At 63.3% G+C, this 23,405-nt stretch carries 21 protein-coding genes and 1 pseudogene; 4 read left to right on the forward strand and 18 right to left on the reverse strand.

What is annotated here, in order from left to right; all coding sequences use genetic code 11:
* Positions 1–111 precede the first annotated feature (111 nt).
* Together argF and FJ430_RS31290 are read right to left on the reverse strand one after the other, a co-directional pair.
* The gene (gene argF / locus FJ430_RS31285) at positions 112–1,023 is read right to left on the reverse strand and encodes an ornithine carbamoyltransferase (RefSeq protein ID WP_140647372.1); all 912 of its coding nucleotides are present in this window, start codon (positions 1,021–1,023) and stop codon (positions 112–114) included.
* A 16-nt stretch (positions 1,024–1,039) separates the two neighbouring features.
* Complete coding sequence (locus FJ430_RS31290) at positions 1,040–2,239, reverse strand: aspartate aminotransferase family protein (protein WP_140706337.1); 1,200 nt, start codon at positions 2,237–2,239, stop codon at positions 1,040–1,042.
* 356 nt (positions 2,240–2,595) lie between these two features.
* On the opposite strand from FJ430_RS31290, the gene FJ430_RS31295 reads away from it, so the two are divergent.
* Positions 2,596–3,114: a GcrA family cell cycle regulator gene (locus FJ430_RS31295; protein ID WP_140659402.1), complete on the forward strand. Its 519-nt coding sequence runs from the start codon at positions 2,596–2,598 to the stop codon at positions 3,112–3,114.
* Between the two features lie 120 nt (positions 3,115–3,234).
* Here FJ430_RS31295 and FJ430_RS31300 read toward each other — a convergent pair whose 3' ends face one another.
* The 3 genes from FJ430_RS31300 to FJ430_RS31310 all read right to left on the reverse strand — a co-directional run bounded on the left by FJ430_RS31300 (position 3,235) and on the right by FJ430_RS31310 (position 6,423).
* Positions 3,235–4,239, reverse strand: coding sequence for a magnesium and cobalt transport protein CorA (locus tag FJ430_RS31300; RefSeq protein ID WP_140659403.1), 1,005 nt, complete (start codon positions 4,237–4,239; stop codon positions 3,235–3,237).
* 87 nt (positions 4,240–4,326) lie between these two features.
* Positions 4,327–5,049: a phosphate signaling complex protein PhoU gene (phoU, locus tag FJ430_RS31305; protein ID WP_140647368.1), complete on the reverse strand. Its 723-nt coding sequence runs from the start codon at positions 5,047–5,049 to the stop codon at positions 4,327–4,329.
* Positions 5,050–5,157: 108 nt separating this feature from the next.
* Positions 5,158–6,423 (reverse strand): sensor histidine kinase, encoded by a 1,266-nt coding sequence (locus FJ430_RS31310; protein ID WP_140706339.1) that lies wholly within the window; start codon positions 6,421–6,423, stop codon positions 5,158–5,160.
* A gap of 201 nt (positions 6,424–6,624) precedes the next feature.
* Between FJ430_RS31310 and ppk2 the strand changes: the two genes are divergently transcribed.
* On the forward strand, positions 6,625–7,530 hold the full coding sequence (gene ppk2 / locus FJ430_RS31315; RefSeq protein WP_140706341.1) for a polyphosphate kinase 2: 906 nt from the start codon (positions 6,625–6,627) through the stop codon (positions 7,528–7,530).
* Between the two features lie 123 nt (positions 7,531–7,653).
* Here the strand turns inward: ppk2 and FJ430_RS31320 are convergent, their stop codons facing one another.
* The 3 genes from FJ430_RS31320 to FJ430_RS31330 form a co-directional block, all read right to left on the reverse strand.
* Entirely contained in the window at positions 7,654–8,403 is a 750-nt protein-coding gene (locus tag FJ430_RS31320; RefSeq protein ID WP_140706343.1) for an enoyl-CoA hydratase-related protein, read from the reverse strand.
* A gap of 11 nt (positions 8,404–8,414) precedes the next feature.
* Positions 8,415–9,053 (reverse strand): acyl-homoserine-lactone synthase, encoded by a 639-nt coding sequence (locus FJ430_RS31325; protein ID WP_140706345.1) that lies wholly within the window; start codon positions 9,051–9,053, stop codon positions 8,415–8,417.
* Between the two features lie 98 nt (positions 9,054–9,151).
* Positions 9,152–9,883: a LuxR family transcriptional regulator gene (locus FJ430_RS31330; RefSeq protein WP_140706347.1), complete on the reverse strand. Its 732-nt coding sequence runs from the start codon at positions 9,881–9,883 to the stop codon at positions 9,152–9,154.
* 249 nt (positions 9,884–10,132) lie between these two features.
* Between FJ430_RS31330 and FJ430_RS31335 the strand changes: the two genes are divergently transcribed.
* The gene (locus FJ430_RS31335; protein ID WP_413467816.1) at positions 10,133–10,984 is read left to right on the forward strand and encodes a transporter substrate-binding domain-containing protein; all 852 of its coding nucleotides are present in this window, start codon (positions 10,133–10,135) and stop codon (positions 10,982–10,984) included.
* An 11-nt stretch (positions 10,985–10,995) separates the two neighbouring features.
* On the opposite strand, the gene FJ430_RS31340 is transcribed toward FJ430_RS31335, so the two are convergent.
* A complete protein-coding gene (locus FJ430_RS31340) occupies positions 10,996–11,409 on the reverse strand; it encodes a tellurite resistance TerB family protein (protein WP_140645278.1) in 414 nt (137 codons plus the stop codon).
* A gap of 155 nt (positions 11,410–11,564) precedes the next feature.
* On the opposite strand from FJ430_RS31340, the gene FJ430_RS31345 reads away from it, so the two are divergent.
* Positions 11,565–13,214 carry a lysine--tRNA ligase gene (locus FJ430_RS31345; protein ID WP_140706350.1) on the forward strand — a complete coding sequence of 550 codons (1,650 nt, stop codon included), beginning with the start codon at positions 11,565–11,567 and terminating at the stop codon, positions 13,212–13,214.
* Here the strand turns inward: FJ430_RS31345 and FJ430_RS31350 are convergent.
* From FJ430_RS31350 to FJ430_RS31390, 9 genes and pseudogenes are all read right to left on the reverse strand, one after another.
* Positions 13,177–14,034 (reverse strand): thermonuclease family protein, encoded by an 858-nt coding sequence (locus tag FJ430_RS31350; protein ID WP_413467817.1) that lies wholly within the window; start codon positions 14,032–14,034, stop codon positions 13,177–13,179. The two genes, FJ430_RS31345 and FJ430_RS31350, sit on opposite strands and share 38 nt — an antisense overlap.
* A gap of 11 nt (positions 14,035–14,045) precedes the next feature.
* The gene (locus tag FJ430_RS31355; RefSeq protein ID WP_140706356.1) at positions 14,046–14,687 is read right to left on the reverse strand and encodes a helix-turn-helix transcriptional regulator; all 642 of its coding nucleotides are present in this window, start codon (positions 14,685–14,687) and stop codon (positions 14,046–14,048) included.
* A gap of 124 nt (positions 14,688–14,811) precedes the next feature.
* Complete coding sequence (locus FJ430_RS31360) at positions 14,812–15,114, reverse strand: hypothetical protein (protein ID WP_140659413.1); 303 nt, start codon at positions 15,112–15,114, stop codon at positions 14,812–14,814.
* 148 nt (positions 15,115–15,262) lie between these two features.
* Positions 15,263–15,794 (reverse strand): annotated as a pseudogene (locus FJ430_RS31365) (thioesterase family protein).
* Positions 15,795–15,807: 13 nt separating this feature from the next.
* Positions 15,808–18,027: a 3-hydroxyacyl-CoA dehydrogenase NAD-binding domain-containing protein gene (locus tag FJ430_RS31370; protein WP_140706358.1), complete on the reverse strand. Its 2,220-nt coding sequence runs from the start codon at positions 18,025–18,027 to the stop codon at positions 15,808–15,810.
* Positions 18,028–18,042: 15 nt separating this feature from the next.
* Positions 18,043–19,251 (reverse strand): acetyl-CoA C-acetyltransferase, encoded by a 1,209-nt coding sequence (locus FJ430_RS31375; protein WP_140706360.1) that lies wholly within the window; start codon positions 19,249–19,251, stop codon positions 18,043–18,045.
* Positions 19,252–19,284: 33 nt separating this feature from the next.
* A complete protein-coding gene (locus FJ430_RS31380; protein ID WP_140706362.1) occupies positions 19,285–20,457 on the reverse strand; it encodes an acyl-CoA dehydrogenase family protein in 1,173 nt (390 codons plus the stop codon).
* 52 nt (positions 20,458–20,509) lie between these two features.
* Positions 20,510–22,306, reverse strand: coding sequence for an acyl-CoA dehydrogenase (locus FJ430_RS31385; RefSeq protein ID WP_140706364.1), 1,797 nt, complete (start codon positions 22,304–22,306; stop codon positions 20,510–20,512).
* A gap of 235 nt (positions 22,307–22,541) precedes the next feature.
* The gene (locus FJ430_RS31390) at positions 22,542–23,006 is read right to left on the reverse strand and encodes a MerR family transcriptional regulator (protein ID WP_140659424.1); all 465 of its coding nucleotides are present in this window, start codon (positions 23,004–23,006) and stop codon (positions 22,542–22,544) included.
* Positions 23,007–23,405: the final 399 nt, after the last annotated feature.

A 23,405-nucleotide genomic window follows, 5' to 3' on the forward strand; every position in this document is an offset into this window, starting at 1 on the left:
GCCGCATGCGTCGAAGCGCGTTCAATTTACGTGATGGCCCGCAAATAGGCATCACATATCCCCAGATCAAGTTGAGCCCGATCGGGCCGGAAGCGGTCAGGTCGGCCCTTCTCAAGCGCCCAGGCACCAGGCCAGCACCGCCTTCTGGGCGTGCAACCGGTTCTCGGCCTCGTCGAAGACCACCGAATGCGGCCCGTCGATCACCTCGTCGGTGACCTCCTCGCCGCGATGCGCCGGCAGGCAGTGCATGAACAAAGCATCGGCCTTGGCCTTTGCCATCAGCGCCGCATTGACCTGATAGGGCAGGAAGACGTTGTGGCCGCGGGCGCGATGCTCTTGGCCCATCGAGACCCAGCTGTCGGTGACGACGCAGTCGGCCTTGTCGACGGCCTCCTCGGCGGACCTGGAAAACCGGACCTTGCCGCCATTGGCTTTCGACCAGTCGACATATTTCTCGAACGGCTCGCTGCCTTCCGGCACCGCGACATTGAGATTGAAGCGGAACCGAGCCGAGGCTTCCAGGAGCGAATGCAGCACATTGTTGCCGTCGCCGGTCCAGGCGAAGGTCTTGCCGGCCACCGGCCCGCGATGTTCCTCAAAGGTCATGATGTCGGCCATGAGCTGGCAGGGGTGCGTGTCGTCGGTCAGCCCGTTGATCACCGGAACGGTGGCGCTCTCGGTGAGCTCCAGCAGCCGGTCATGCGAGGTGGTGCGGATCATGATGGCGTCGACGTAACGCGACAGCACCTTTGCCGTGTCGGCGATCGTCTCCGACCGGCCGAGCTGCATCTCGGTGCCGGTCAGCATGATGGTCTCGCCGCCGAGCTGGCGCATGCCGACATCGAAGGAAACGCGCGTGCGCGTCGACGGCTTGTCGAAGATCATGGCCAGCACCTTGCCATCGAGCGGTTTTGAACGCTCGCCCGCCTTGAGCCTGGTCTTTCGCGCCACCGCGTCGTCCAGCATGATGCGCAGGTCGCCTGCGGAAACGGCGGATAGATCGGTGAAGTGGCGAACACTCATCGGCAGGTTCCAGAAATTATTTGGCGGCTTCGGCCGCAATCGCGTCGGTCAGGCTCTTGGCGCCGCCGCGAATGCGCTCCAGCGCCTCGCCGATCTCCTCGTCGGTGACGGTGAGCGGCGGCAGGAGGCGGATGACGTTGTCGCCCGCCGGCACGGCAAGCAGGTGCTGGTCGCGCAGCGCCATGTTCACCTTGGTGTTGGGCATGGCGCATTTCAGGCCGAGCATAAGGCCGGTTCCCCTGATGCCCTCGATGACGTCGGGGAATTCATCGGCCACCGCCGCAAGGCCCTGCTTCAGAAGCAGCGCCTTGCGCTGCACGTCCTCGAGGAAGCCGTCGGCCAGGACAATGTCGAGCACGGCGTTGCCGACGGCCATCGCCAACGGATTGCCGCCGAAGGTGGTGCCGTGCACGCCGGCCGTCATGCCGGTCGCCGCCTCGTCGGTGGCAAGGCAGGCGCCCATCGGAAAGCCGCCGCCTATGCCCTTGGCGATCGCCATCAGGTCGGGCGTGACGCCTGTCCATTCATGCGCGAACAGCTTGCCGGTGCGGCCGATGCCGCACTGGACCTCGTCGAAGATCAAAAGCAGGCCATGCTTGTCGCAGAGTTGCCGCAGCCGCTTCAAGGACTGCGTCGGCACCGGCCGTATGCCGCCCTCGCCTTGCACCGGCTCGATCAGGATCGCCGCGGTCTCCGGCGTAATCGCCTTTTCCGCGGCGTCGATGTCGTCGAAAGCCACCTGGTCGAACCCCTCGACCTTCGGGCCGAAGCCTTCGAGATATTTGTACTGGCCGCCGGCGGCGATCGTCGCCAGCGTGCGGCCGTGAAAGGCACCCTCGAACGTGATGATGCGGAAACGCTCGGGATGGCCCTTGACGAATTGATAGCGCCTGGCCGTCTTGATGGCGCATTCCAGCGCCTCGGCACCGGAATTGGTGAAGAACACCTTGTCTGCGAAGGTCGCTTCGGCCAGCCGCTCGCCCAGCCGGCGCTGTTCCGGGATCTCATAGAGGTTGGAGACGTGCCACAGCTTGGCAGCCTGCTCGGTGAGCGCCGCCACCAGATGCGGGTGGCTGTGGCCCAACGAATTCACCGCGATGCCGCCCGCGAAGTCGAGATATCGCTCGCCCTTGTCGGTGACCAGCCAGGTCCCCTCCCCGCGGTCGAAAGCCAGGGGGGCGCGAGCAAAGGTCTCGTAAAGCGCCGAACCGCTCATTATATGCGTCTCCGGAACCGGAAATCAAAAAAGCCGCCAATGCGGCGGCCTTTGCGGCTTATCATGTTTTTCGGCCATGAAGTCAACGAAAACGTCACGCAGAAGCGCGTGGCGAACCTCCGACGCCACGCCGGCTCATAAGTAGACCGGCAAGTTGGGGAAAACCGAAAAAACCGAATCGTGTTGCCCTGGGGACTCTTGTCACCGAGTCAGCGTATAAGGTATTTGTAGTCGAGAAATAACTAGATTTCGTGCGGCGGACCTAATCACCCGGTATATGTGGTGTCGTTTGCCCGGCGAGAGCCGGGTCGGGAATGGATTCTGACTACCGCACGCCTCAGCAGGAGCGCGGCCCCATGAACTGGACTGACGAGCGGGTAGAACTTCTCAGGAAACTGTGGTCGGAGGGCCTGAGCGCCAGCCAGATTGCCGCACAGCTTGGCGGAGTGAGCCGCAACGCTGTCATCGGCAAGGTGCACCGCCTGAAGCTTTCGGGCCGCGGTCGGGCGACGGCCGCCCCGGCGCGCCAGAAAAAGGCGACGCAAGGCGCCACGATGCAGAAATCGGTGACCCGCGCCGCAAGTGCTACGCGTCACGTGACGGCCACCATCGGCGCCACCGCGCTGCAGGTGCAGTTCGACGCCGAGCCGGTCGCGCGCCACTATATCCGACCGGTCGAGAACGTGGTCGTGCCGATCTCGCGGCATCTGCAGCTCGTCGAGCTGACCGAACGCACCTGCAAATGGCCGAACGGCGATCCGCTGTCGGAAGACTTCAACTTCTGCGGCAACGACGCCGCCGAAACGGGACCCTATTGCAAGTATCATTCCCGGGTGGCGTTCCAGCCGGCGGGGGAGCGGCGGCGGGCAAGATAGGGGAATAGGGGAGTAAGGCAGTAGGGGAGTAGGGGAAAGAGCGCTTCATGCGCTACGTTTCGCAGTCAGTCGCTCCCTATTACCTACTCCCTTACTGCCCTACTCCCTTGCTCCCATATTTCACAGCCACCCATTCTTCTTGAACCGCCAGTACAGGAACGAGCAGATCGCGGCCATCACCAGCAGGATGATTGGATAGCCGTATTCCATCTTCAGTTCCGGCATGTCGGAGAAGTTCATGCCGTAGATGCCTGCGAAGGCCGTGGGCACCGCCAGAATGGCGGCCCATGAGGCGAGCTTCTTGGATATTGCGGTTTCCTGGCTCTGCCCGACCAGCAGACTGGCTTCGAAGGCGAAGGCCAGAACCTCGCGCAGTGAGTCGATCTTTTCCTGCACGGTGCGGATGTGGTCGGTCACGTCGCGAAACAGCGGATGCATGGCGGCATGGATCTGCGGCAGCTCGGCACTGGTCAGCCGACGGCAGACCTCGACCAGCGGCAGCGCCGCATTGCGCAGGCGCAGCAGATCGCGGCGCAGCATGTAAAGCCGCTCGATATCGGAACCGGTCATCGGCTTCAAAAGCACCTTGTCCTCGATCGCCTCGACCTCGTCCTCGATCTGCTCCAGCACCGGCATGTAATTGTCGACGATGAAATCGAGGATGGCGTAGAGGACGAAGTCCTCGCCCTTGGCGAGCGAATGCGGGCAGCTCTCCCAGTGCTGGCGCACGGCGGCGTAGGAGGTCGACGGGCCGTGCCGGACGCTGACGATGTAGCCGGTGCCGACGAACAGATGCGTCTCGCCGAACGTGACGCGGCCGTCGATCAATTGCGCGGTGCGGGCGACGATGAAGAGGGCGTCGCCATATTGCTCGATCTTCGGGCGTGCATGCGGATGCTCGGCATCCTCGATCGCCAAATCATGCAGGTGGAATTGCGCCTGCACCCGGAGCAGCAGGTTGCGATCGGGCTCGAGCAGGCCGATCCAGACGACATGGCCAGGTTTTGCCGCCCATTCGCCGGCTTGTTCGACGGCGATGTCGGCGACGCGCTTGCCGCCCGAATAGACGCTGGATGCAATGATGCCCGACGTTGGGGCCGGGGTCAGGTTCCGAACTTGTTCCATCGCAAACCTCCCGAGACTGCGACTGACAAAATCGCTGTGTCTGGAGGAGCTTACCCTAAATCAGGAAGCCGTTCGAGAGGCGCCGGTTCACTTAGCCGGCACCGTGGCGGGAAGCACGACCTTGTCGGTCTTGTCGCCTTTCGGCCGATCGGCCGGCATCTGGTCGCCGGTGACGATGTAATAGATCGTCTCGGCGATGTTGGTCGCGTGGTCGCCGATGCGCTCGATGTTCTTGGCGCAAAACAGAAGATGCGTGCAGGGCGTGATGTTGCGCGGATCTTCCATCATGTAGGTTAAAAGCTCGCGGAACAGCGAGGTGTACATGGCGTCGATCTGGTCGTCCCGGTCGCGCACGAGGCCGATCCTCTCTACCGAGCGCGAGGCATAGACGTCGAGCACTTCCTTGAGCTGCGTCAGCGCCAGATTGGCAAGGGCCTCCAGGCCGCGGAAAAGGCTATTCGGCTGGCGGCCGTCGACCGAGGCCACGCGCTTGGCGACGTTCTTGCCCAGGTCGCCGACGCGCTCGATATCGGCCGAGATGCGGATCGCGCCGACGATCTCGCGCAGGTCCGTCGCCATCGGCTGGCGCCTGGCGATGATGATGATAGCCTTGTCGTCGATCTCGCGCTGTCCTTCGTCGAGGACGAGATCGTCCTGGATGACCTTCTGCGCGAGGCCATGGTCGACGTTCACCAGGGCCGCGACCGCCTGTTCGACCATGCGCTCGGCATGGCCGCCCATCGCAGCGATGCGCTTCGACAGGAACTTCAGCTCTTCATCATAGGCACTGGCGATATGGACGGACTGCATGGATATGCCTTCCCGGTTTGTGCCGGCTGGTGCGTTCCCTCAATCCGTCGCTGATACGCGAACCGCATGACAGAAAGAAGAAAATCCCGGTTGGCAACCGATACACGATCAGCGAGCCGGCAAATGAACCGTGAACGCCGCGCCCTTGCCGACTTCCGACTTGATCGACAATCTTGCGTTATGACGGGTCAATATATGCTTGACGATCGAAAGGCCAAGCCCGGTGCCTTTCTGGGTGCGGCTGTTTTCGACATCGACGCGGTAGAAGCGCTCGGTGATGCGCGGGATGTGTTCTTCGGCAATGCCCGGACCATAGTCCCTTATCGTGACGTCGAAGCTCGGCTGTTGGCTATCCTCGCCGCCGGCGATCGATACGGTGACGTGCCCACCTGACTGGCCGTATTTGCAGGCGTTCTCTAGGAGATTCTCAAAGACCTGGAACAGTTCGTCGCGATCGCCGGGGACGACGAGCGGCCCGTTGGCGAACTCCCGCTTGATGACGACGCCGTTCTCACCGGCCAGCGGCCCGAGCGAATCGATGACGCTATCGATCGTCTGGCGAAGATCGACCTCCGTGCCCGGCCTCAGATAGGGTTTCATCTCCAACCGCGACAGCGAGAGCAGATCGTCGATCAGGCGGGCCATGCGGCCGGTCTGGTTCTGCATGATCTGCAGGAACTGGTCGCGCGCCGCCGGATCGTTTCGGGCCGGCCCACGCAGCGTCTCGATGAAGCCGGCGATCGAGGCGAGCGGCGTGCGCAGCTCATGGCTGGCATTGGCGATGAAATCGGCTCGCATGCGATCGATGCGACGCGTCTCGCTCTGATCCTTGAACACCAGCACGTAAAGGCCGGTGGCATGGCCGACCGTGGACGCGCTGACCCGATATGTCCGCTCCACCGGCAGCTTCTCGGTGTAGTCGACCGCATCGGCGGCGACCTGACCCGACAGAATGCCGTCGAGCAGCGCCTGCATTTCCGGCGCGCGAAACTTCAATGCCAGCGACATCCCCGGAGCCAGCCCGCCGAAGGCGGCGAAGGCGGCGGCGTTGGCGTGAACCATGGCGGCGGAGCGATCGAATATGATGAGCGGATCGGCGACCGCGGCCGCCAGATACTCGCCGGAGAGCCGCTGCAGCCCGCTTGCCTCGATCGCTGCTCCCGTATCGGCTGGCTGGCGTTCGGTATTTGCCGGCAGCATCGCGGCGGCCGCCAGCGCGGCCAGGGCCAGCATCAGCACATAGACGGAGACGCCGGCGAAAAAATAAACGGCAAGGACCGCGAGAACACCCGCGCCAAGCAGCCAGCGGTTGCGTGACAGCCGCGCCGCCAAGGCTTGCCCCCTGTTGTTTTGTCCCGCGCCCGTCTCTGCCATAGGCCCGCGCCACCCCGCATCCCGTTCGACCGGCCAGCGGCTCGCTGGATCGGCCTGACGCATGGGACCCTGAAAATCAGGATCGATTTTCGCGAAGGTTCATGCGCAAAATCAAAATGCTACAGCGTTTTTGCGCCCGAAAGCGCGCTGCGCTGCACAGGCTCCATAGCATGAGTCCGCAAACTGGAAAGGTTCGTCTGGATGAAAAAGGCCAAGGAAACGGCTGAAGCGGTGCCGGCCACCGCACCGATCAAGATCAAGATCGGCGGCAAGGAGCGCGAGTTCGACATCGACAATCCGGTGCTCCCGGACTGGATCGAGGACAACAAGCTCACCGCCGGCGGCTATCCTTACGACAAGAAGATGAAAGGCGAGGAGTACGAAAAGGAACTCGAGACTCTGCAGATCGAACTGGTCAAGGCCCAGGCCTGGCTGCAGGCCACCGGCAAGCGGGTGATGGCGCTTTTCGAAGGGCGCGACGCGGCCGGCAAGGGCGGCACGATCTTCGTGCTGCGGCAATATTTGAACCCGCGCACGGCGCGCAACGTCGCCCTGACCAAGCCGACGCCGACCGAGGCGGGGCAATGGTATTACCAGCGCTATGTCGACCATTTCCCGACTTCGGGCGAGTTCGTCACCTTCGACCGCTCCTGGTACAACCGCGCCGGCGTCGAGCCGGTCATGGGGTTCTGCACGCCGGAGCAGCACGAGAAATTCCTCGACGAGACGCCGCACTTCGAGCGGATGATCTCCAACGAGGGCATCCATTTCTTCAAATTCTGGCTGAACATCGGCCGCGAGACCCAGCTCGAACGGTTCCATGACCGCCGTTGGTCGCCGCTGAAGAACTGGAAGTTCTCGCCGATCGACATCGCCGGCGTCGGCAAGTGGGACGACTACACCAGGGCGCGCGACCAGATGATCGAGCGCACGCACAAGGAGTTCTCGCCCTGGATCGCCGTGCGGGCCAACGACAAGCGCCGCGCCCGGCTCGCGGTGATGCAACGTATCCTGCTTTCCCTGCCCTATGACGGTCGCGACCTCGATGCCATCGGCAAGCCCGACAAGAAGATCATCGGCGAGGGACCGGAATTCCTGAAGGACTAGTGCTTTTCCCCGTTTCATGGAAACGGCGAAACGCCTATCTCTTTGTTTTTACGCAGTTCCGGACGAATTACAGCGCCGCGCGCCTTTCGGCTCGCGCGGCGCTGAGGTTTTTAAGCCAGGCGCTCAGGCAGCCAGGCGGGCGATCCGCTGCAGCCGCTTCAGCGTGGCGTCATCCTGAAGCGCCTGCTGGAACAGCGTGATCTCGTGGTCGATGCGGTCGCACAAGACGTCCGTGTCGCCCTTGAGCAGGCTGCGCGTCTGCAGCAGGGCCGCCACGGGCTTCTTGGCCAGCTGTTTCGCCCTCGCCAGCGTCGCTTCCTCGGCGCTGCCTTGCATCACGATCTCGCCGACCAGGCCGAGCGCCTTGGCGTCTTCGACGCCCAGCGTGTCGCCCAGGCAAAAGAAGCGGAAGGCGCCGGCATAGCCGAGCTTCTGGGGTGCCAGGATGCTGGTCGCCGCGTCCGGCACCAGGCCGAAATCGACGAACGGCACCCTGAAGGTGCTGCCCCGGGAAGCGATCACCATGTCGCAATGGAACAGGATGGTGCAGCCGACACCGACGGCGTCGCCGTCGACGCAGGCAAGGACCGGCTTGGGGAAGGTCGCCAACATGCGGAACATGTCGGTGACGGCGGCGATCAGCTCTTGGTGCTTGGTGGCGTCGAGGAACTCCGAGAAGTCGCCGCCAAGGCAGAAGCATCCGGCAAGGCCGCGCAGCATGACGACGCGGACCTCGTCATTGACGGCTGCCTCGTGCAAGGTCCTGGCAAGGCTCGCATAGGCATGCCTGTCGAGCACCGGCCGGCCATCATGCGAGGACACGGTGACGACCAGCGTATGGCCGCGCAATTCCGGTTCGGGATGGAAACTCATGACCGCCTCCATCACGAAGCCTGCTTGAGGCCGAGCAGACCGGGATAACCCCGGTTCAGCACCGGCAGGTGGTGGTTGCGGCGGGCCCGCACGACATCGAGCGTATGCTCGGTGAAGGTGAGCAGCGTCGCCACGACCTGCTGGTTGCCATAGGTGCGCTGGTAGCCGAGCGGCTTTGCCAGGAAGTGCAGTTGCAGCGCTCGCAGCACCCACATCGGCTCGAACTCGATGATGACCTGATTGACGGAGCGCTTGAGGCCCCATTCGACGAAGCCAGCGATCAGTTCGGTGCCGACCGTCGAGACGCCGCGTTTGCCGTCGCGAAAACCCGGAGCCACCGCGTAGCGGGTCAGTTCCCAGACATTCGGCCCCGAGGGAGACGGTCCCTCACAGAGATCCGACAGCACGTCCGTGAGCAGATGCGGCCGTGTGGTCGGCAGCATCCGCTGGTAGCCAGCCAGCTCGCCGTTGCGGATGACGAGGTGATGCTCGGCCTCGTCATGATCGAACTGGTCGATCTCGAGCTGGTCCGGACGATCAAGATCGGTCCATCCCATCTCCTCGACGAAGATCTTGTAGCGCAAGCGATAGACCGCCTCCCAGAGGTCGGGACGTTCCATCAATTCCTGAGTGGTAAGGGCAAAAAGCATTAGCCGTCTCCTAGGCTTAAGAGGAAGATACGGCCGTGATGTCCCTTAAAATATTGCGCGAATGCGCAGGCAAGAATTTCTAGGTCGGCACGGCCGACCTAGCTAATATAGCCACGTCTAATCGCCTCCGCGACTGCCTGCACCCGGTTGGCTGCGCCCAGTTTGCTCTTGGCGTTAAGAAGATGTTTCTCGGATGTGTGTTCCGAGATGCCTAAAATTTGAGATATCTCCCATTCAGACTTGCCGACTGCGGCCCATTGCAGGCATTCCCGCTCACGCGCCGTCAATTCTATGTGATCGATGACGCTCTCGGCCTTGGTGTGCAGTTGCATGGCGCGGCCGATCGCATAGGTCGATGCGAGCGACACCATTCCGAATTCCGCATCCGACAAGTCAACGGATTCGCCACCCAGCGAGACCATGACGATCTGGCCGTCGAGCGTGACCAGCGGAAACGCCAAGCCGTCGCGCAGCTTGAACTCGCGGGCGTCGCCCATGACTTCGTCGCTGCTCTTGTCGATCAGGGCGTTTTTTGAAGCGTCCCGCCATTGGAACGGCGCCTGAAGCTGCTTCATGTGACTGACGACCGGATCGTGGTCGACATAGTTGCGCGCCACATAGCGCTTCAGCCAATCGCCGGGCCAATCGCAAAGCATCACATGCTGTTTCTGCCGGCCACGCGGCGTGCCCGGCTGCGGCACGGTTCCCGCCATCAATGCGGTCAGGCCGAAGTTCGAGGTGACGCCGAGCAGCCTCTCGCAGACCGCGGCCGCGGTGCCAGCATGCTGCAACTGGTCTATGTATTCCAGAGTTCTGTCAAACAGGCCCATCGCAACATCTACCCCATGTTGCTTCTATTTTTCTCATTGCCGACGGTAGATGCCCGAACACCCCTTCGCCATCAACCTCGGGTCGCAATTGCCTCAGCAAAGCCGGTAGCTTCCCCCTTCCGGCACGCAGGTCACTTGCAAACACGCCGAATCATACGCTTAATTCGGCCGCCTGAAATCAAAAACCGTTGTGCCTGCCCCATTTTCATACGAAAAGCCGAGGAACGGGGACAGGCGCGGAGCCATATCGTGATCTTGCGGTGGATATTTCTGGCCCTGATGTCGCTGGTGGGCGGCGCGTTGCCTCTCGCCGATGCGACTCAGGCGGCGGAGCCGCAGGTGCCGGTGCTGTGGGACGCCAAGGAGCGGCTGCCGAAACCCGACCTCTCCGCGCTGCCGCGGCTCAGATTCCTCACCACCACCGATTTTCCGCCCTTCAACTTCCTCGATGGCGCTGGCCGGCTGTCGGGTTTCCACATCGATCTGGCGCGGGCGATCTGCGCGGAACTGGACGTCGTCGAGAAATGCCAGGTCCAGGCCTTGCCGTGGAACGAACTGGAGGGCGCTCTCCAGAAAGGCGAAGGCGAGGCGATCATCGCCGGCATCGCCGCGACGCCGGAGAGCCGTGAGAAATACGCCTTCTCGCGCTCCTACATGCAGTTCCCGGCCCGCTTCATCATGCCGAAGGCAAAGGCCTTCGCCGAGCCGATCCTCGACAAATTGCGCAGCAAGCGGGTCGGCGTCGTCGCCGGCTCGGCGCATGAGAAGATGCTGCGCGATTACTTCAACACCGTCCAGGTGGTGACCTTCGACACGCCGGAAGACCTTTATACCGACCTCAAGGCCGGCAAGATCGACGCCGCCTTCGGTGACGGCATGCGCTTCGCCTTCTGGCTGGGCGGTTCGGACGCCGCCGGCTGCTGCCGCTTCGCCGGCGGTCCGTATCTGGCGCCGGAATATCTGGGCTCGGGCATGGCGATCGCCACCCGCAAGAGCGACACCGCGCTTGCCGCCGCCTTCGACTATGCGTTGCAGGAGATCTCGATCAAAGGCAGCTTCGCCGAGTTCTACCTGCGCTATTTTCCTGTCAGCTTCTTTTAGGTCTGCAGCCTTCAGGTGAGCGTGCGCAGGCGGGCTTTCGCCGCACGCGCGATCGCGGCGACGGTCAGCGTGTCGAGGTCGAGCTTGAGGCGGATGAGCTGCAGCACCCTGACTTCCTCCATACGCATTTCGAGATCGACGGCGGCTACTTCAAAGGCAGCGGCATAAGCAGTGTCGCGCAGCCGCTCGGGTAGCGCTTCGGAGACGCGCGCCAGCACGCCTTCCAGCCCGTCCTTGTCGTGCAGCGCCTTCTGGCAGGCCTGCGCCACCGCAATTAGCCTGTCCTGGTTGAAATCGACGAAGACCGGCCAGGAGCGGACGACATCGCCGATCCGCGCCAGCTCGACATCCGTCATGTCGCGATCGGAAGCCGACGTGATGACCATCAGGTGGATCAGGGCTTCGTGCGGCGTCAGCAAAGGCATTCAAAACTCCTTGAAGGTGAGGCTCGAACGTAGGAGCGCGATTGTGGCGCCGCAAGGAAAACCGCCGCAAATCGTTGACGCTCCGATCTCGCGCGCCTAGAGACCGGTCGACAAACCTTATCCGCCGCACAGACGGCCATGACTGGAACTTTGACATGACGGGATCAAACATCATCGATCTCAATCCCGAGATGCTTGCCGCGGCGGCCGAGAGCAAGGCCTGGCCGTTCGAGGAAGCCAAGAAGATCATCGCCCGCTACAAGGGCAAGGATTTTCCCGAAACCGTGCTGTTCGAGACCGGCTACGGCCCGTCCGGCCTGCCGCATATCGGCACCTTCGGCGAGGTGGCGCGCACGACCATGGTGCGCCACGCCTTCCGCGTGCTGACGCAGGACAAGGTCAAGACCAAGCTTCTATGCTTCTCCGACGACATGGACGGCATGCGCAAGATCCCGGAGAACGTGCCGGACCGCGCGGCGCTGGAACCCTACCTGCATATGCCGCTGACCTCGGTGCCCAATCCGTTCGGCGGCGACTATGCGAGCTTCGCCGACCACAACAACGCGATGCTGTGCCGTTTCCTCGATACCTTCGGCTTCGATTACGAATTCGCCAGCGCGACGCAGTATTACAAGGCCGGCCGCTTCGACGAGGTGCTGCTGCGCGCCGCGGAGCGCTATGACGAGATCATGGGCGTGATGCTGCCGACGCTCGGGCCGGAGCGCCAGGCGACCTACAGCCCGTTCCTGCCGATCTCGCCGAAGAGCGGCCGCGTGCTCTACGTGCCGATGATAAATGTCGACGCCAAGGCCGGCACCGTCACCTTCGACGACGAAGGCACGGAGACGACGCTGCCGGTCACCGGCGGCCATGTGAAGCTGCAGTGGAAGCCGGATTTCGGCATGCGCTGGGCGGCGCTCGGCGTCGACTTCGAGATGTTCGGCAAGGACCACCAGACCAACGCCGGGATCTACGACCGCATCTGCAACATCCTCGGGGGCCGCGCGCCGGAGCATTTCGTCTACGAGCTGTTCCTCGACGAGGAAGGCCAGAAGATCTCGAAGTCGAAGGGCAATGGGCTCACCATCGACGAATGGCTGACCTACGCGCCGACCGAGAGCCTCGGCCTCTATATGTACCAGCGGCCGCGGCAGGCGAAGAAGCTCTATTTCGACGTCATCCCGAAGGCGGTGGACGAGTATTACGCTTTCCTTGGCGCGTATCCGCGCCAGGACTGGAAGGAGCGGCTCGGCAATCCTGTATGGCACATGCATGACGGCAACCCGCCGGCAATCGACCTGCCGGTACCGTTCGCGCTGCTGCTCAACCTGGTGAGCGCCTCCAACGCGCATGACAAGGCTGTGCTGTGGGGCTTCATCTCGCGGCACGCGCCGGGCGTGACGCCGAAGACGCATCCGGAACTCGACCGGCTGACCGGCTACGCGATCCGCTATTTCGACGACTTCGTGAAGCCGACCAAGGTCTACCGTGCCGCCGACGAGATGGAGCGCGAGGCGCTGGCCAAGCTTTCCGACGCGCTCGGCGCGCTGCCGCAGGGCGCCGACGGCGAGGCGATCCAGAACGCGGCGCTCAACGTCGCGCGCAAGATCGACCGCTACCAGGACCATTCCAAGCAGAGCCCTGAGGGCGGACCAGGCGTGTCGGTCGCCTTCTTCCAGATGATCTACCAGGTGCTGATCGGCCAGGAGCGCGGGCCGCGCTTCGGTTCGTTCGCGGCGCTTTACGGCATCGCCGAGACACGCGCGCTCATTGAGCGGGCGCTGGCTGGTCAGTTGGCGGCGTAACGTCGCCGCCATCGGCCGGCAGGATCGAATCCGGCGCAACCGGCGCCGGATCTGACGCGGCCGGCAGCGCCGGCAGACCGTCAAGCTTAGGCACCGAGCCGAAAATACCCTTCCTGGCCGTGCGGGCCTTGTTCTCGGCCTCGACATAGGGACCGCCTTGCGCGGCGCGTGCCCAGCCATTCTCGACCAGCCACTGGCCGACGTCCTGATTGCCGATATGGCATTCGGCGGAAATGGTGTCGCGGCCGCCCTCGGGCGGCACGGTGCAGGCGACCGCCCGGCCACGCAGGAAAGCGCGGAAGGCTGTCCTGGCGCGCGCGCCGCAGGCCCAGCTCTTGCCCTCGTCGGCGCAGGTTTCGTCCGCCTTGACGACATCCACGCCGGACACTGCGACCGCATAGCCCTTCGACTCGATCAGCCCGGCGGCGATGGCGACCGGCTGGAACAATTTCGTGCCGTTCCAGTCGCCTGGCATCTTCGTTTTGGGCGGCTTGGGCGGCCCGGCCAGCGCCAGATCGCTGAGCGGCGCGCGCGGTTCCACCCGTTCGAGTTCGTTGTCCGAAAGAGCGGGCGGCGCCACCACTTCGGGATCGATGGCCCTCGAATGAACCGGTGGCTGCGGAGTGGCAGGCGCGGGAATGGCCGAGGTCGCCGGCTCGTCCGGCGGCGTCTCAGTGCCTGGATCTGCAAGCGCGTCCGGATCGATCTGATCCACCGCGATCGTGCTCTCATGGCCTTTGATTGCGCGCCCGCCGGTCACGACGAGCGCCGCCATGACCGGAAGCGCCAGAACCGCCAGGGCTGTTTGAAGAAGCCGCACCGGTCCGGGACCTACTGGCTCGCCCAAATGATGCGCGCCACCCATTCGATATCGCGCGCCGGGATGTCACGGTCCGGGTGGGCGGGGTTCAGCGAAACCAGCACGATCGATTTCACCGTTTGCCGATCGAGCACCTTGGCCATCACCTCGCCGGCGGTGGTCTTGACCACGACACGATCGCCCTTGCGCGTCGGCGCGCCCGGTTCGACGATCAGCACGTCGCCGTTGCGGTAGAGCGGCAGCATGGAATCGCCCTGCACCTGCAGCGCGTAGGACGTCTCGGTCGCCCGCGCCGGAAGCTCGACCAGATCCCAGCCCTGCCCCGCCGGATAGCCGGCATCGTCGAAGAAGCCCCCCGCGCCGGCCTGGGCGAAGCCGAGCAACGGAACCGCGCTGCGATGTTGGGCGACGGAAGCCCCGCCGCGTCCTTCGACCAGTCCGGTGAATTCCTCCAGCGAAGCGCCGGTGGCCTCGATGATCTTGGCCAGCGATTCGGTCGAGGGCCAGCGCGGCCGGCCGTCGGAGGACAGACGCTTCGACTTGTTGAAGGCCGTCGAATCGAGGCCCGCACGCCGGGCAAGGCCGGAAGCCGAAAGCGAATAGCGCTCGGCGAGAGCGTCGATTGCGGCCCATACGCGGTCGTGTGAGAGCACGCGCGCTCTCCTTCAGAACAGGAAAAAATGCCTCAAGCCTGTCTAGCGCGCGACCACACCATTGTCCATCGGCGTGGCCGATGGACATCGAGAAATCTGCGTGGCTTTCGCGTCCTTACGCGACCTATCCGATCCCGGCCAAAGCCTTGGGCAGGCCCTTCTTGAGTTCCTCCGCATTCATGACCGGCACGAAATCCACGGCGGCATTGAAAGCCAGGAAGAACCGCTCGCCGAAATGAGGCATGTCGGAACTGTCCTTTATATCGACGAACAGGTAAGCCGTTCGTTGACCTTTTTCGGCGGTGAAATAGGCGGCCTCCGGCTTAAGGTCCGACAGGGTATGTTCGATGAACTTCGCCATGCTGCCGTCCTTGAGTGCCTTGTTGCCTTCGACGGTCGGAACGGAAATTCTCAACATCATGCGCATGATGATCGCTCCCGTGGTCAACAGTTTTATTAGATAAAACTAATATATCATCCAAATCCTTCGCCAAAAAGCCGACGACGCCCGCGCCTCTAAAATGTGATCCAAGCCGTTGTTGACCCGGCAAGTCGGACTGACCACTTCAGCGCGATCAGGCGGCCTTGGCCTGTTCGCGCAAATTCCGGTGCGAAAGCATGAAGGCCCGCTCGGCTTCGGTCGGCGGGCGTGGACTGGCGGCGTGGCCGAGCGCCGCGACGACCTCGTCGATGTCGAGGAAGCGGCGGCCGCCGCGGTCATAGACGCCGCCGGTGGTCAGGATCAGAGCCGCCGTCGAGGACGAAACGATGCCTGCCGATGACGGAGGTGCCTTCCCAGGTCTCGATCGACGAGACCACCTCGAAGCGGCGCCACAGCTTGATCTCGCGTACATAGGACACCTGCAGCCCGCCGATCATCGGCGCCCAGCCATTCTTGCGTGCAAGCGCGATAAGGCCGACGCGCAGGAAGATATCGATGCGACCGAGATCGGCCAGCATCATATAGCGGGCATTGTTCAGATGCAGGTTGAAATCGATGTCGATCGGCAGGCAGCGGAAGGCCAGCCGGCTTTCGTCGCCGACCCTGTAGGGGCCACGGCTCGACGCCGTGGCCATGGTGCGGGCCATTCGCGCCCAGACATACATCCCGGCTTCGTTGTCAGGCCGCCTCTCTGACCTCACCCTTCTGGTAGGGGTCGAAGCGCTGGTAGAAGGTCTCGCCCTTCTCGGCCATGTCGAGCAACAGCTTCGGCGCCTTGAACTCGGCGCCGTATCTCTTCTGCAGGCCCTTGGCGATCTTGACGAAACGCTTGGCCCCGATGCCGTCGATGTAGGACAGCGCGCCGCCGGTGAAGGGCGCAAAGCCGAAGGCGAGGATCGAGCCGACATCCGCCTCGCGCGGATCGGTGACGATGCCCTCTTCCATCACCCGCGCCGCTTCCAGCGCGATGGCGACCAGCAGGCGCTGCTTCAGCTCCTCATAGTCGACCTTGTCGGGGTTAAGCTGCGGATAGAGGTCCTTGAGGCCCGGCCACAGCTTCTTCTTCGCCGGCTTGGCCGGATAGTCGTAGAAACCCTTGCCGTTCTTGCGGCCGAAGCGGCCATGCATGTCGACCATGGTGTTGATCAACGCCATCTGCCTGGGATCGACGGCCTTCTCGCCGAGATCCCGGATGGTCTGCTTCATGATCTTCTGGGCAAGGTCGACGGCCGTCTCGTCGGTCAGCGCCAGCGGGCCGACCGGCATGCCGGCAGCCTTGGCGGCGTTCTCGATCATCGCCGCGGGCACGCCTTCGATCAGCATCTTGTAGGCTTCCGACATGTAGCGCAGCACGCAGCGGTTGACGTAGAAGCCGCGCGTATCGTTGACGACGATCGGCGTCTTCTTGATGGCGCGCACGAAGTCGAAGGCGACGGCCAAGGCCTTGTCGCCTGTCTTCTTGCCGAGGATGATCTCGACCAGCATCATCTTGTCGACCGGCGAGAAGAAGTGGATGCCGATGAAATTCTTCGGCCGCGCCGAGTTCTTCGCCAGAGCGGTGATTGGGATCGTCGACGTGTTCGAAGCGAAGATCGCCGACGACTTCAGCACCGCTTCCGCCTTCTCGGTGGCTTCCTTCTTGACGCTCGAATCCTCGAAGACCGCCTCGACGACGAGATCGCAGCCGGCAAGGTCGGCATAATCCGCCGTCGGCGTGATCAGCGACAGGAGCTTGTCCTTGTCTTCCGGCTTGGCGCGGCCCTTCTTGACCTGATCGGCCATCAGGCTGTCGGAATGCGCCTTGCCCTTCTCGGCCGACGGCAGGTCGCGGTCGAGCAGCACCACCGGAATACCGGCGCGCGCGGTGACATAGGCGATGCCGGCGCCCATGAAGCCGGCGCCGAGGATGCCGATCTTCTTGAACTTGGTCTCCGGCACGTCGGCCGGCCGGCGCGCGCCCTTGTTCAATTCCTGCAGCGACAGGAACAGCGAGCGGATCATCGCCGCCGCTTCCTTCGACTGCATGATCTCGGTGAAATAGCGCTGCTCGATCCTGAGCGCCGTGTCGAAGGGCACCAGCAGGCCTTCATAGACGCATTTCAGGATAGCGGCCGCAGCCGGATAATTGCCGTAGGTTTCGCGGCGCAGGATGGCGATCGCCGGCGGCCAGAGATTGGCGCCGGCGGCCGAATAGATCGGACCGCCGGGCAGCTTGAAACCCTTCTCGTCCCAGGGCGCCACCGGCTTCAGCCCGTTCTTGATCATCGCCTTGGCGGTCTCGACGAGTTTCGAAGGCTCGGCGATCTCGTGGATCAGGCCCATCGCCTTCGCCTTCTGCGGCGTCAGGTTCTGGCCGGTGGTCAGCATCTGCAGCGCCTGCTGCTGGTCGGTCAGCCGCGGCACGCGCTGGGTGCCGCCTGCACCGGGGAAGATACCGATCTTCACCTCGGGAAGCGCCATCTTCACCTTGTCGGAATCGGTGGCGACGCGGCCGTGGCAGGCGAGCGACATCTCGAAGGCGCCACCCATGCAGGTGCCGTTGATCGCCGACACAAACGGCTTGCCGCAGGTCTCGATCTTGCGGAAAAGGCCGGTCATGTAGCCGGCATTCTCGAACAGCGCCTTGGTCGCCTTGTCGAGATCCTTCTCCTTGTCGGCGGCGAAGGTGGCGAGCATCTTCTGCAGCATGCTGATGTCGGCACCGCCGGAGAAGCTGTCCTTGCCGGAGGTGATGACGGCGCCCTTGATGGCGGCATCGCCGGCCACCTTATCGACGATGTCGTTGAGCTCGCGCATCACCTCTTCGGTGAACACGTTCATCGAGCGGTCCGGCATGTTCCAGGTGATCAGCGCAATGCCGTCGGCGTCGGTGTCGAGGGTGAAATTGGTATAGGTCATCTTCTTCTCTCCCCGTCAGACGCGTTCGATGATGGTGGCGGTGCCCATGCCGGCGCCGATGCAGAGCGTGACCAGCGCGGTGTTGAGGTCGCGACGCTCCAGCTCGTCAAGCACCGTGCCCAGGATCATGGCGCCGGTGGCGCCGAGCGGATGGCCCATGGCGATCGCCCCGCCATTGACGTTGATCTGGTCATGCGGGATGTCGAAAGCCTGCATGTAGCGCAGCACGACCGAAGCGAAGGCCTCGTTGAGCTCGAACAGGTCGATGTCCGACTGCTTCATCTTGGCGCGCTTCAGGAGCTTCTCGGTGACATCGACCGGACCGGTCAGCATCAGCACCGGTTCCGAGCCGATATTGGCGAAGGCGCGGATGCGCGCGCGCGGCTTGAGGCCCATCGCCTTGCCGGCTTTCTTTGAGCCGAGCAGCACGGCGGCGGCGCCGTCGACGATGCCGGAAGAATTGCCGGCATGGTGGACGTGGTTGACCTCCTCCACTTCCGGATGCTTCTGGAGGGCGACCGCGTCGAAGCCGCCCATCTCTCCCGGCATGACGAAGGACGGGTTGAGCGAGGCCAGCGACTGCATGTCGGTCGAGGGCCGTATGTGCTCGTCATGGTCGAGGATAGTGAGACCGTTCTGGTCCTTGATCGGGATCACCGAATTCTTGAAACGGCCCTCGCCCCAGGCCTTGGCGGCTCGCTTCTGGCTCTCGACCGCATAGGCGTCGACGTCGTCGCGGGAAAACCCGTATTTGGTGGCGATCAGGTCGGCCGAGATGCCCTGCGGCACGAACCAGCCGGGCAGGCCGACGGAAGGGTCCATGAACCAGGCGCCGCCGGACATGCCCATGCCAACGCGCGACATGGATTCGACGCCGCCGGCAATGACGATCTCGTCCGCCCCTTGCGCGATCTTGGCGGCGCCGAAATTGATGGCGTCGAGACCCGAGGCGCAGAAGCGCGATATCTGCATGCCGGGCGCCGAGGTCGCGTAGCCGGCCTCGAACGCGGCTGCACGCGGAATGACGGAGCCCGCCTCGCCGACCGGATCGACACAGCCGAAGATGATGTCGTCGACATTGCCGGTGTCGAGCCCGTTGCGGTCGCGCAGCGCCTCAAGCGTCCTCGCGGCGAGCCGCACCGCCGGCACCTCGTGCAGCGAGCCATCCTTCTTGCCCTTGCCACGCGGCGTGCGCACGGCGTCATAGACGTAAGCCTCAGTCATTTTCGTGCTCCTTGGCTTTGCCGGCCGCCGCGCTCACAGAGAGCGCCCGATCAGCAATTTCATGATTTCGTTGGTGCCGCCGTAGATGCGCTGGACGCGGGCGTCGCGGTACATGCGGGCGATCGGATATTCATTCATGTAGCCATAGCCGCCGTGCAGTTGAAGGCATTCGTCGACGACTTTGCCCTGCAGATCGCTGAGCCAGTATTTGGCCATCGAGGCGGTCACCGGATCGAGGCCGCCGTCGATATGGCGGGCGACGCAGTCATTGTAGAAGACGCGGCCGATCGTGGCCTCGGTCTTCAATTCGGCCAGCTTGAACTGGGTGTTCTGGAACTCGATGACCGCCTTGCCGAAGGCCTTGCGTTCCTTGACGTAGTCGATGGTCAGCGCCAGCGCCCGCTCGATCATGGCGATCGCCCCGGTGCCGATCTGCAGCCGCTCCTGCGGCAATTGCTGCATCAGCTGGACGAAGCCTTTGCCCTCCTCGTGGCCAAGCAGGTTCGAGGTCGGCACGCGCACGTCGTTGAAGAACAGCTCGGAGGTGTCGTTCGACTTCAGCCCGATCTTGTCGAGATTGCGGCCGCGCTGAAAACCCTCGACCTCGTCGGTCTCGACGACGATCAGCGAGGTGCCCTTGGCGCCTTTGTCCGGGTCGGTCTTGGTGACGACGATGACCAGGTTGGCGAGCTGGCCATTGGTGATGAAGGTCTTCGAGCCGCTGATCTTGTAGTGATTGCCGTCCTTCTCGGCGCGGGTCTTGACGCCTTGCAGGTCGGAGCCGGCGCCGGGCTCCGTCATGGCGATGGCGCCGATCAGCTCGCCGGTTGCGAGCTTGGGCAGCCATTTCTGTTTCTGCTCCTCGGAAGCGTAATGCAGGATGTAGGGTGCTACGATCGAATTGTGCAGGCCGATGCCGAAGCCGTCGACGCCGACATGGCCGATCGCCTCGATGATGGCGCTCTCATGGGCGAAGGTGCCGCCCGAGCCACCGTATTTCTCCGGCATGGAAGCGCAGAGCAGGCCGGCGGCCCCGGCCTTCAGCCAGCTCTCGCGGTCGAACATCTCGTTCTTCTCGAACTCGTCATAGCGCGGCGCGATTTCTTCCGACATGAAGCGGGACGCCATGTCGTAGAGCATGCCGACTTCGTCCGCCGCCCAGGCGGGCTTCGGCAGGCCAAGAATTTCGGCTGGATTTGTCGCCACGATTTCCTCCGCGTTCCGACAATTGTAGGCCGGCGGTGCCGGTCCGCCGAACCTAGAACGCTTCCGCCGGCAGCGCCATTAGCGTGTCCGCGCCACTCGAGATGCGGGCAAGACGCGTCGCCGTTTCCGGCATGACGCGATCCATGAAGAAGCGCGCGGTCACCAGCTTGGTGTCGTAGAACACCGCAGCGCCGTTGGCGCCTTGCGCGAGCTTCGCCTGCGCGGATTTCGCCATCTGCGCCCACATGTAGCCCAGCGCCACCAAGCCGAAGAGATGCATATAGTCGGTCGAGGCGGCACCGGCATTGTCGGGTTTGGCCACGGCGTTCTGCACCAGCCACATGGTGGCCGCCTGCAAATCGTTGAGACCCTTCTTCAGCGTCTTGGTGAAGGACGCCATCTTCTCGTCGGCGCGGTTTTCCTCGCAGAATTCGCCGACTTCCTTGAAGAAGGCCTGCACCGCGCGGCCACCATTTTGCGCCAGCTTGCGGCCGACGAGGTCGAGCGCCTGGATGCCGTTGGCGCCTTCATAGATCATGGCGATGCGGGCGTCGCGCACGAACTGGCTCATGCCGTGCTCTTCGATGTAGCCGTGGCCGCCGAACACCTGCTGCGCCATCACCGCATGATCGAAACCCTTATCGGTGAGCACGCCCTTGACCACCGGCGTCATCAGGCCGGTGTAGTCGTCGGCCGCCTGGCGGTCCTTGTCGTCGCCCGAGCGATGCGCGACGTCGGACTTGATCGCCGTCCACAACGCCAGCGCGCGACCGGCCTCGTTGAAGGCCTTCATGGTCATCAGCGAACGGCGGATGTCGGGATGGACGATGATCGGGTCGGCCTTCTTGTCCGGCGCCTTGGCGCCCGACAGCGAACGGCCCTGCAAGCGGTCCTTGGCATAGGAAACAGCGTTCTGATAGGCGATCTCGGAGACCGAAAGCCCCTGCAGGCCGACACCGAGGCGGGCCTCGTTCATCATCGTGAACATGGCCTTCAGGCCGCCGTTCAATTCGCCGAGCAGCGTGCCCTCCGCCTCGTCATAATTCATGACGCAGGTCGAGTTGCCGTGGATGCCCATCTTCTCCTCGATCGAGCCGCAGGAGAGCGTGTTGCGCTGGCCGGGATTGCCCGAGGCATCGAGCTTGAGCTTCGGCACGATGAACAGCGAGATGCCCTTCACGCCTTCCGGCGCGCCCTCGGCGCGGGCAAGCACCAGATGGACGATGTTGTCCGACATGTCGTGCTCGCCGGCGGAGATGAAGATCTTCTGGCCGGAAATCCTGTAGGTGCCATCGCCATTGGGAACGGCCTTGGTGCGCAGCAGGCCGAGGTCGGTGCCGCAATGCGGCTCGGTCAGGTTCATGGTGCCGGTCCAGGCGCCCTCGATCAGCCTGGGCAGCCATGTCGCCTTCTGCTCGTCCGTGCCGTGGGTGACGATGGCCGCGATCGCGCCTTGCGTCAGGCCGGGATACATCATCAGCGCCATGTTGGCGGAGATCATATATTCGGAGACGGCGGTGTGGACGGCGTAAGGGAGGCCCTGGCCACCGAACTCGGCAGGCGCTGCAAGCCCCATCCAGCCGCCTTCGCGATACTGGTCGTAAGCGTTCTTGAAACCCTTGGGCGTCGTCACCGAGCCGTCGTCATGGCGTACGCAGCCTTCCATGTCGCCGACGCGGTTCAACGGATGCATGACGTTTTCGGCAAGCTTGGCGCCCTCGGCGAGGATCGCCTCGAGCACGTCGGGCGTCGCATCCGAGAAGCCCGGAAGGTTGGAATAGCGCTGATAGCCCAGCACGTCGTTGAAAACGAACAGCGTGTCCTGGACCGGCGCCCTGTAGATCGTCATGCCTTCCTCCACCCTTATAGTGCCGGCCGGCCAGCAAGTTCCTTATCCACGTCCTGGACAGGAGGCCGGGCCAATGTCGATGCCCCGATAGCAAATATTGACGTTTGCGTAAACGTCAACTTCGTCGCAGCCAAAAATTTATGTGAGCGGTTCGGCATTGTGGCGACAAAAAAGCCGCGCGGCTACAGCCGCGCGGCTCTCCATTTCCGGGATCTTCCCTGTTGAGGGCCAGCGTTCAGCCAGCGGCGCTGGCCTGCGGCGCCGCTGTGCGCTCGACGAGCATCTGGCGCACCGCCGTCATCGACGTGCTCAACTCGTTGATGGCGTCGTCGATCAGCGCGCGCTGCTTCTGCAGGCGGGCGAGTTGCTTCTCCGACTTGTCGAGGGCCAGCCGCAACTGCTTGGTGTTGGTGCCGGTCGGATCGTAGAGATCCATCATCTGCTTGACGTCGCGCAGCGAGAACCCGACCTTGCGGCCGAGCAGGATCAGCTTCAGGCGGGCCTTGTCGCGGCGCGTGTAGAGACGGGTCGAGCCGTCGCGATGCGGATTGAGCAGGCCCTTGTCTTCATAGAAACGCAGCGTGCGCAGCGTCACACCGTATTTCTTGGCCATCTCGCCGATGCGGACGAATTCCTCGCCGGCTTCGAGCGGTATGTCATTGGTATTGGCCGCGGCTTCGCCGGGCGAAACAAGTTTCATGGTCACTGGCTTTCCCCTGGTGGCGTCGCGGTCTCGGACCAAGCGTCGCCTGAATGGAAGCGGGGGCGTGCTTCCAATCGTGGTTGCAACAAGTCAATCGCAAGAGGCACGGCTTCGCACCTTTTACGTTTACGTCAATTCTATATCGACAGCCACGGGGTGACGCAAGGGCGTTGTCAAAACGGACCTTTATGCCGCACCCGTAAGGCGGCGCATGATTTATGCGCGTCTTCTTAAGCTTGGTTAACGCCTTGTTTACCACGTTGGGCGAAATGTGCGCATGTCGGTCACCCGTGGTTATCCTGTAGCGAATTTTTCACGGTTTTTCGAAGCGCGGGTGAAAACCCGGGAAGCCCGTCTTCCTCCGCGGCAAAACCGCCCGGCTCGCTTCGTTCCCGA

This window comes from Mesorhizobium sp. B2-8-5 (genome assembly GCF_006440675.2).
GTDB lineage: Bacteria > Pseudomonadota > Alphaproteobacteria > Rhizobiales > Rhizobiaceae > Mesorhizobium.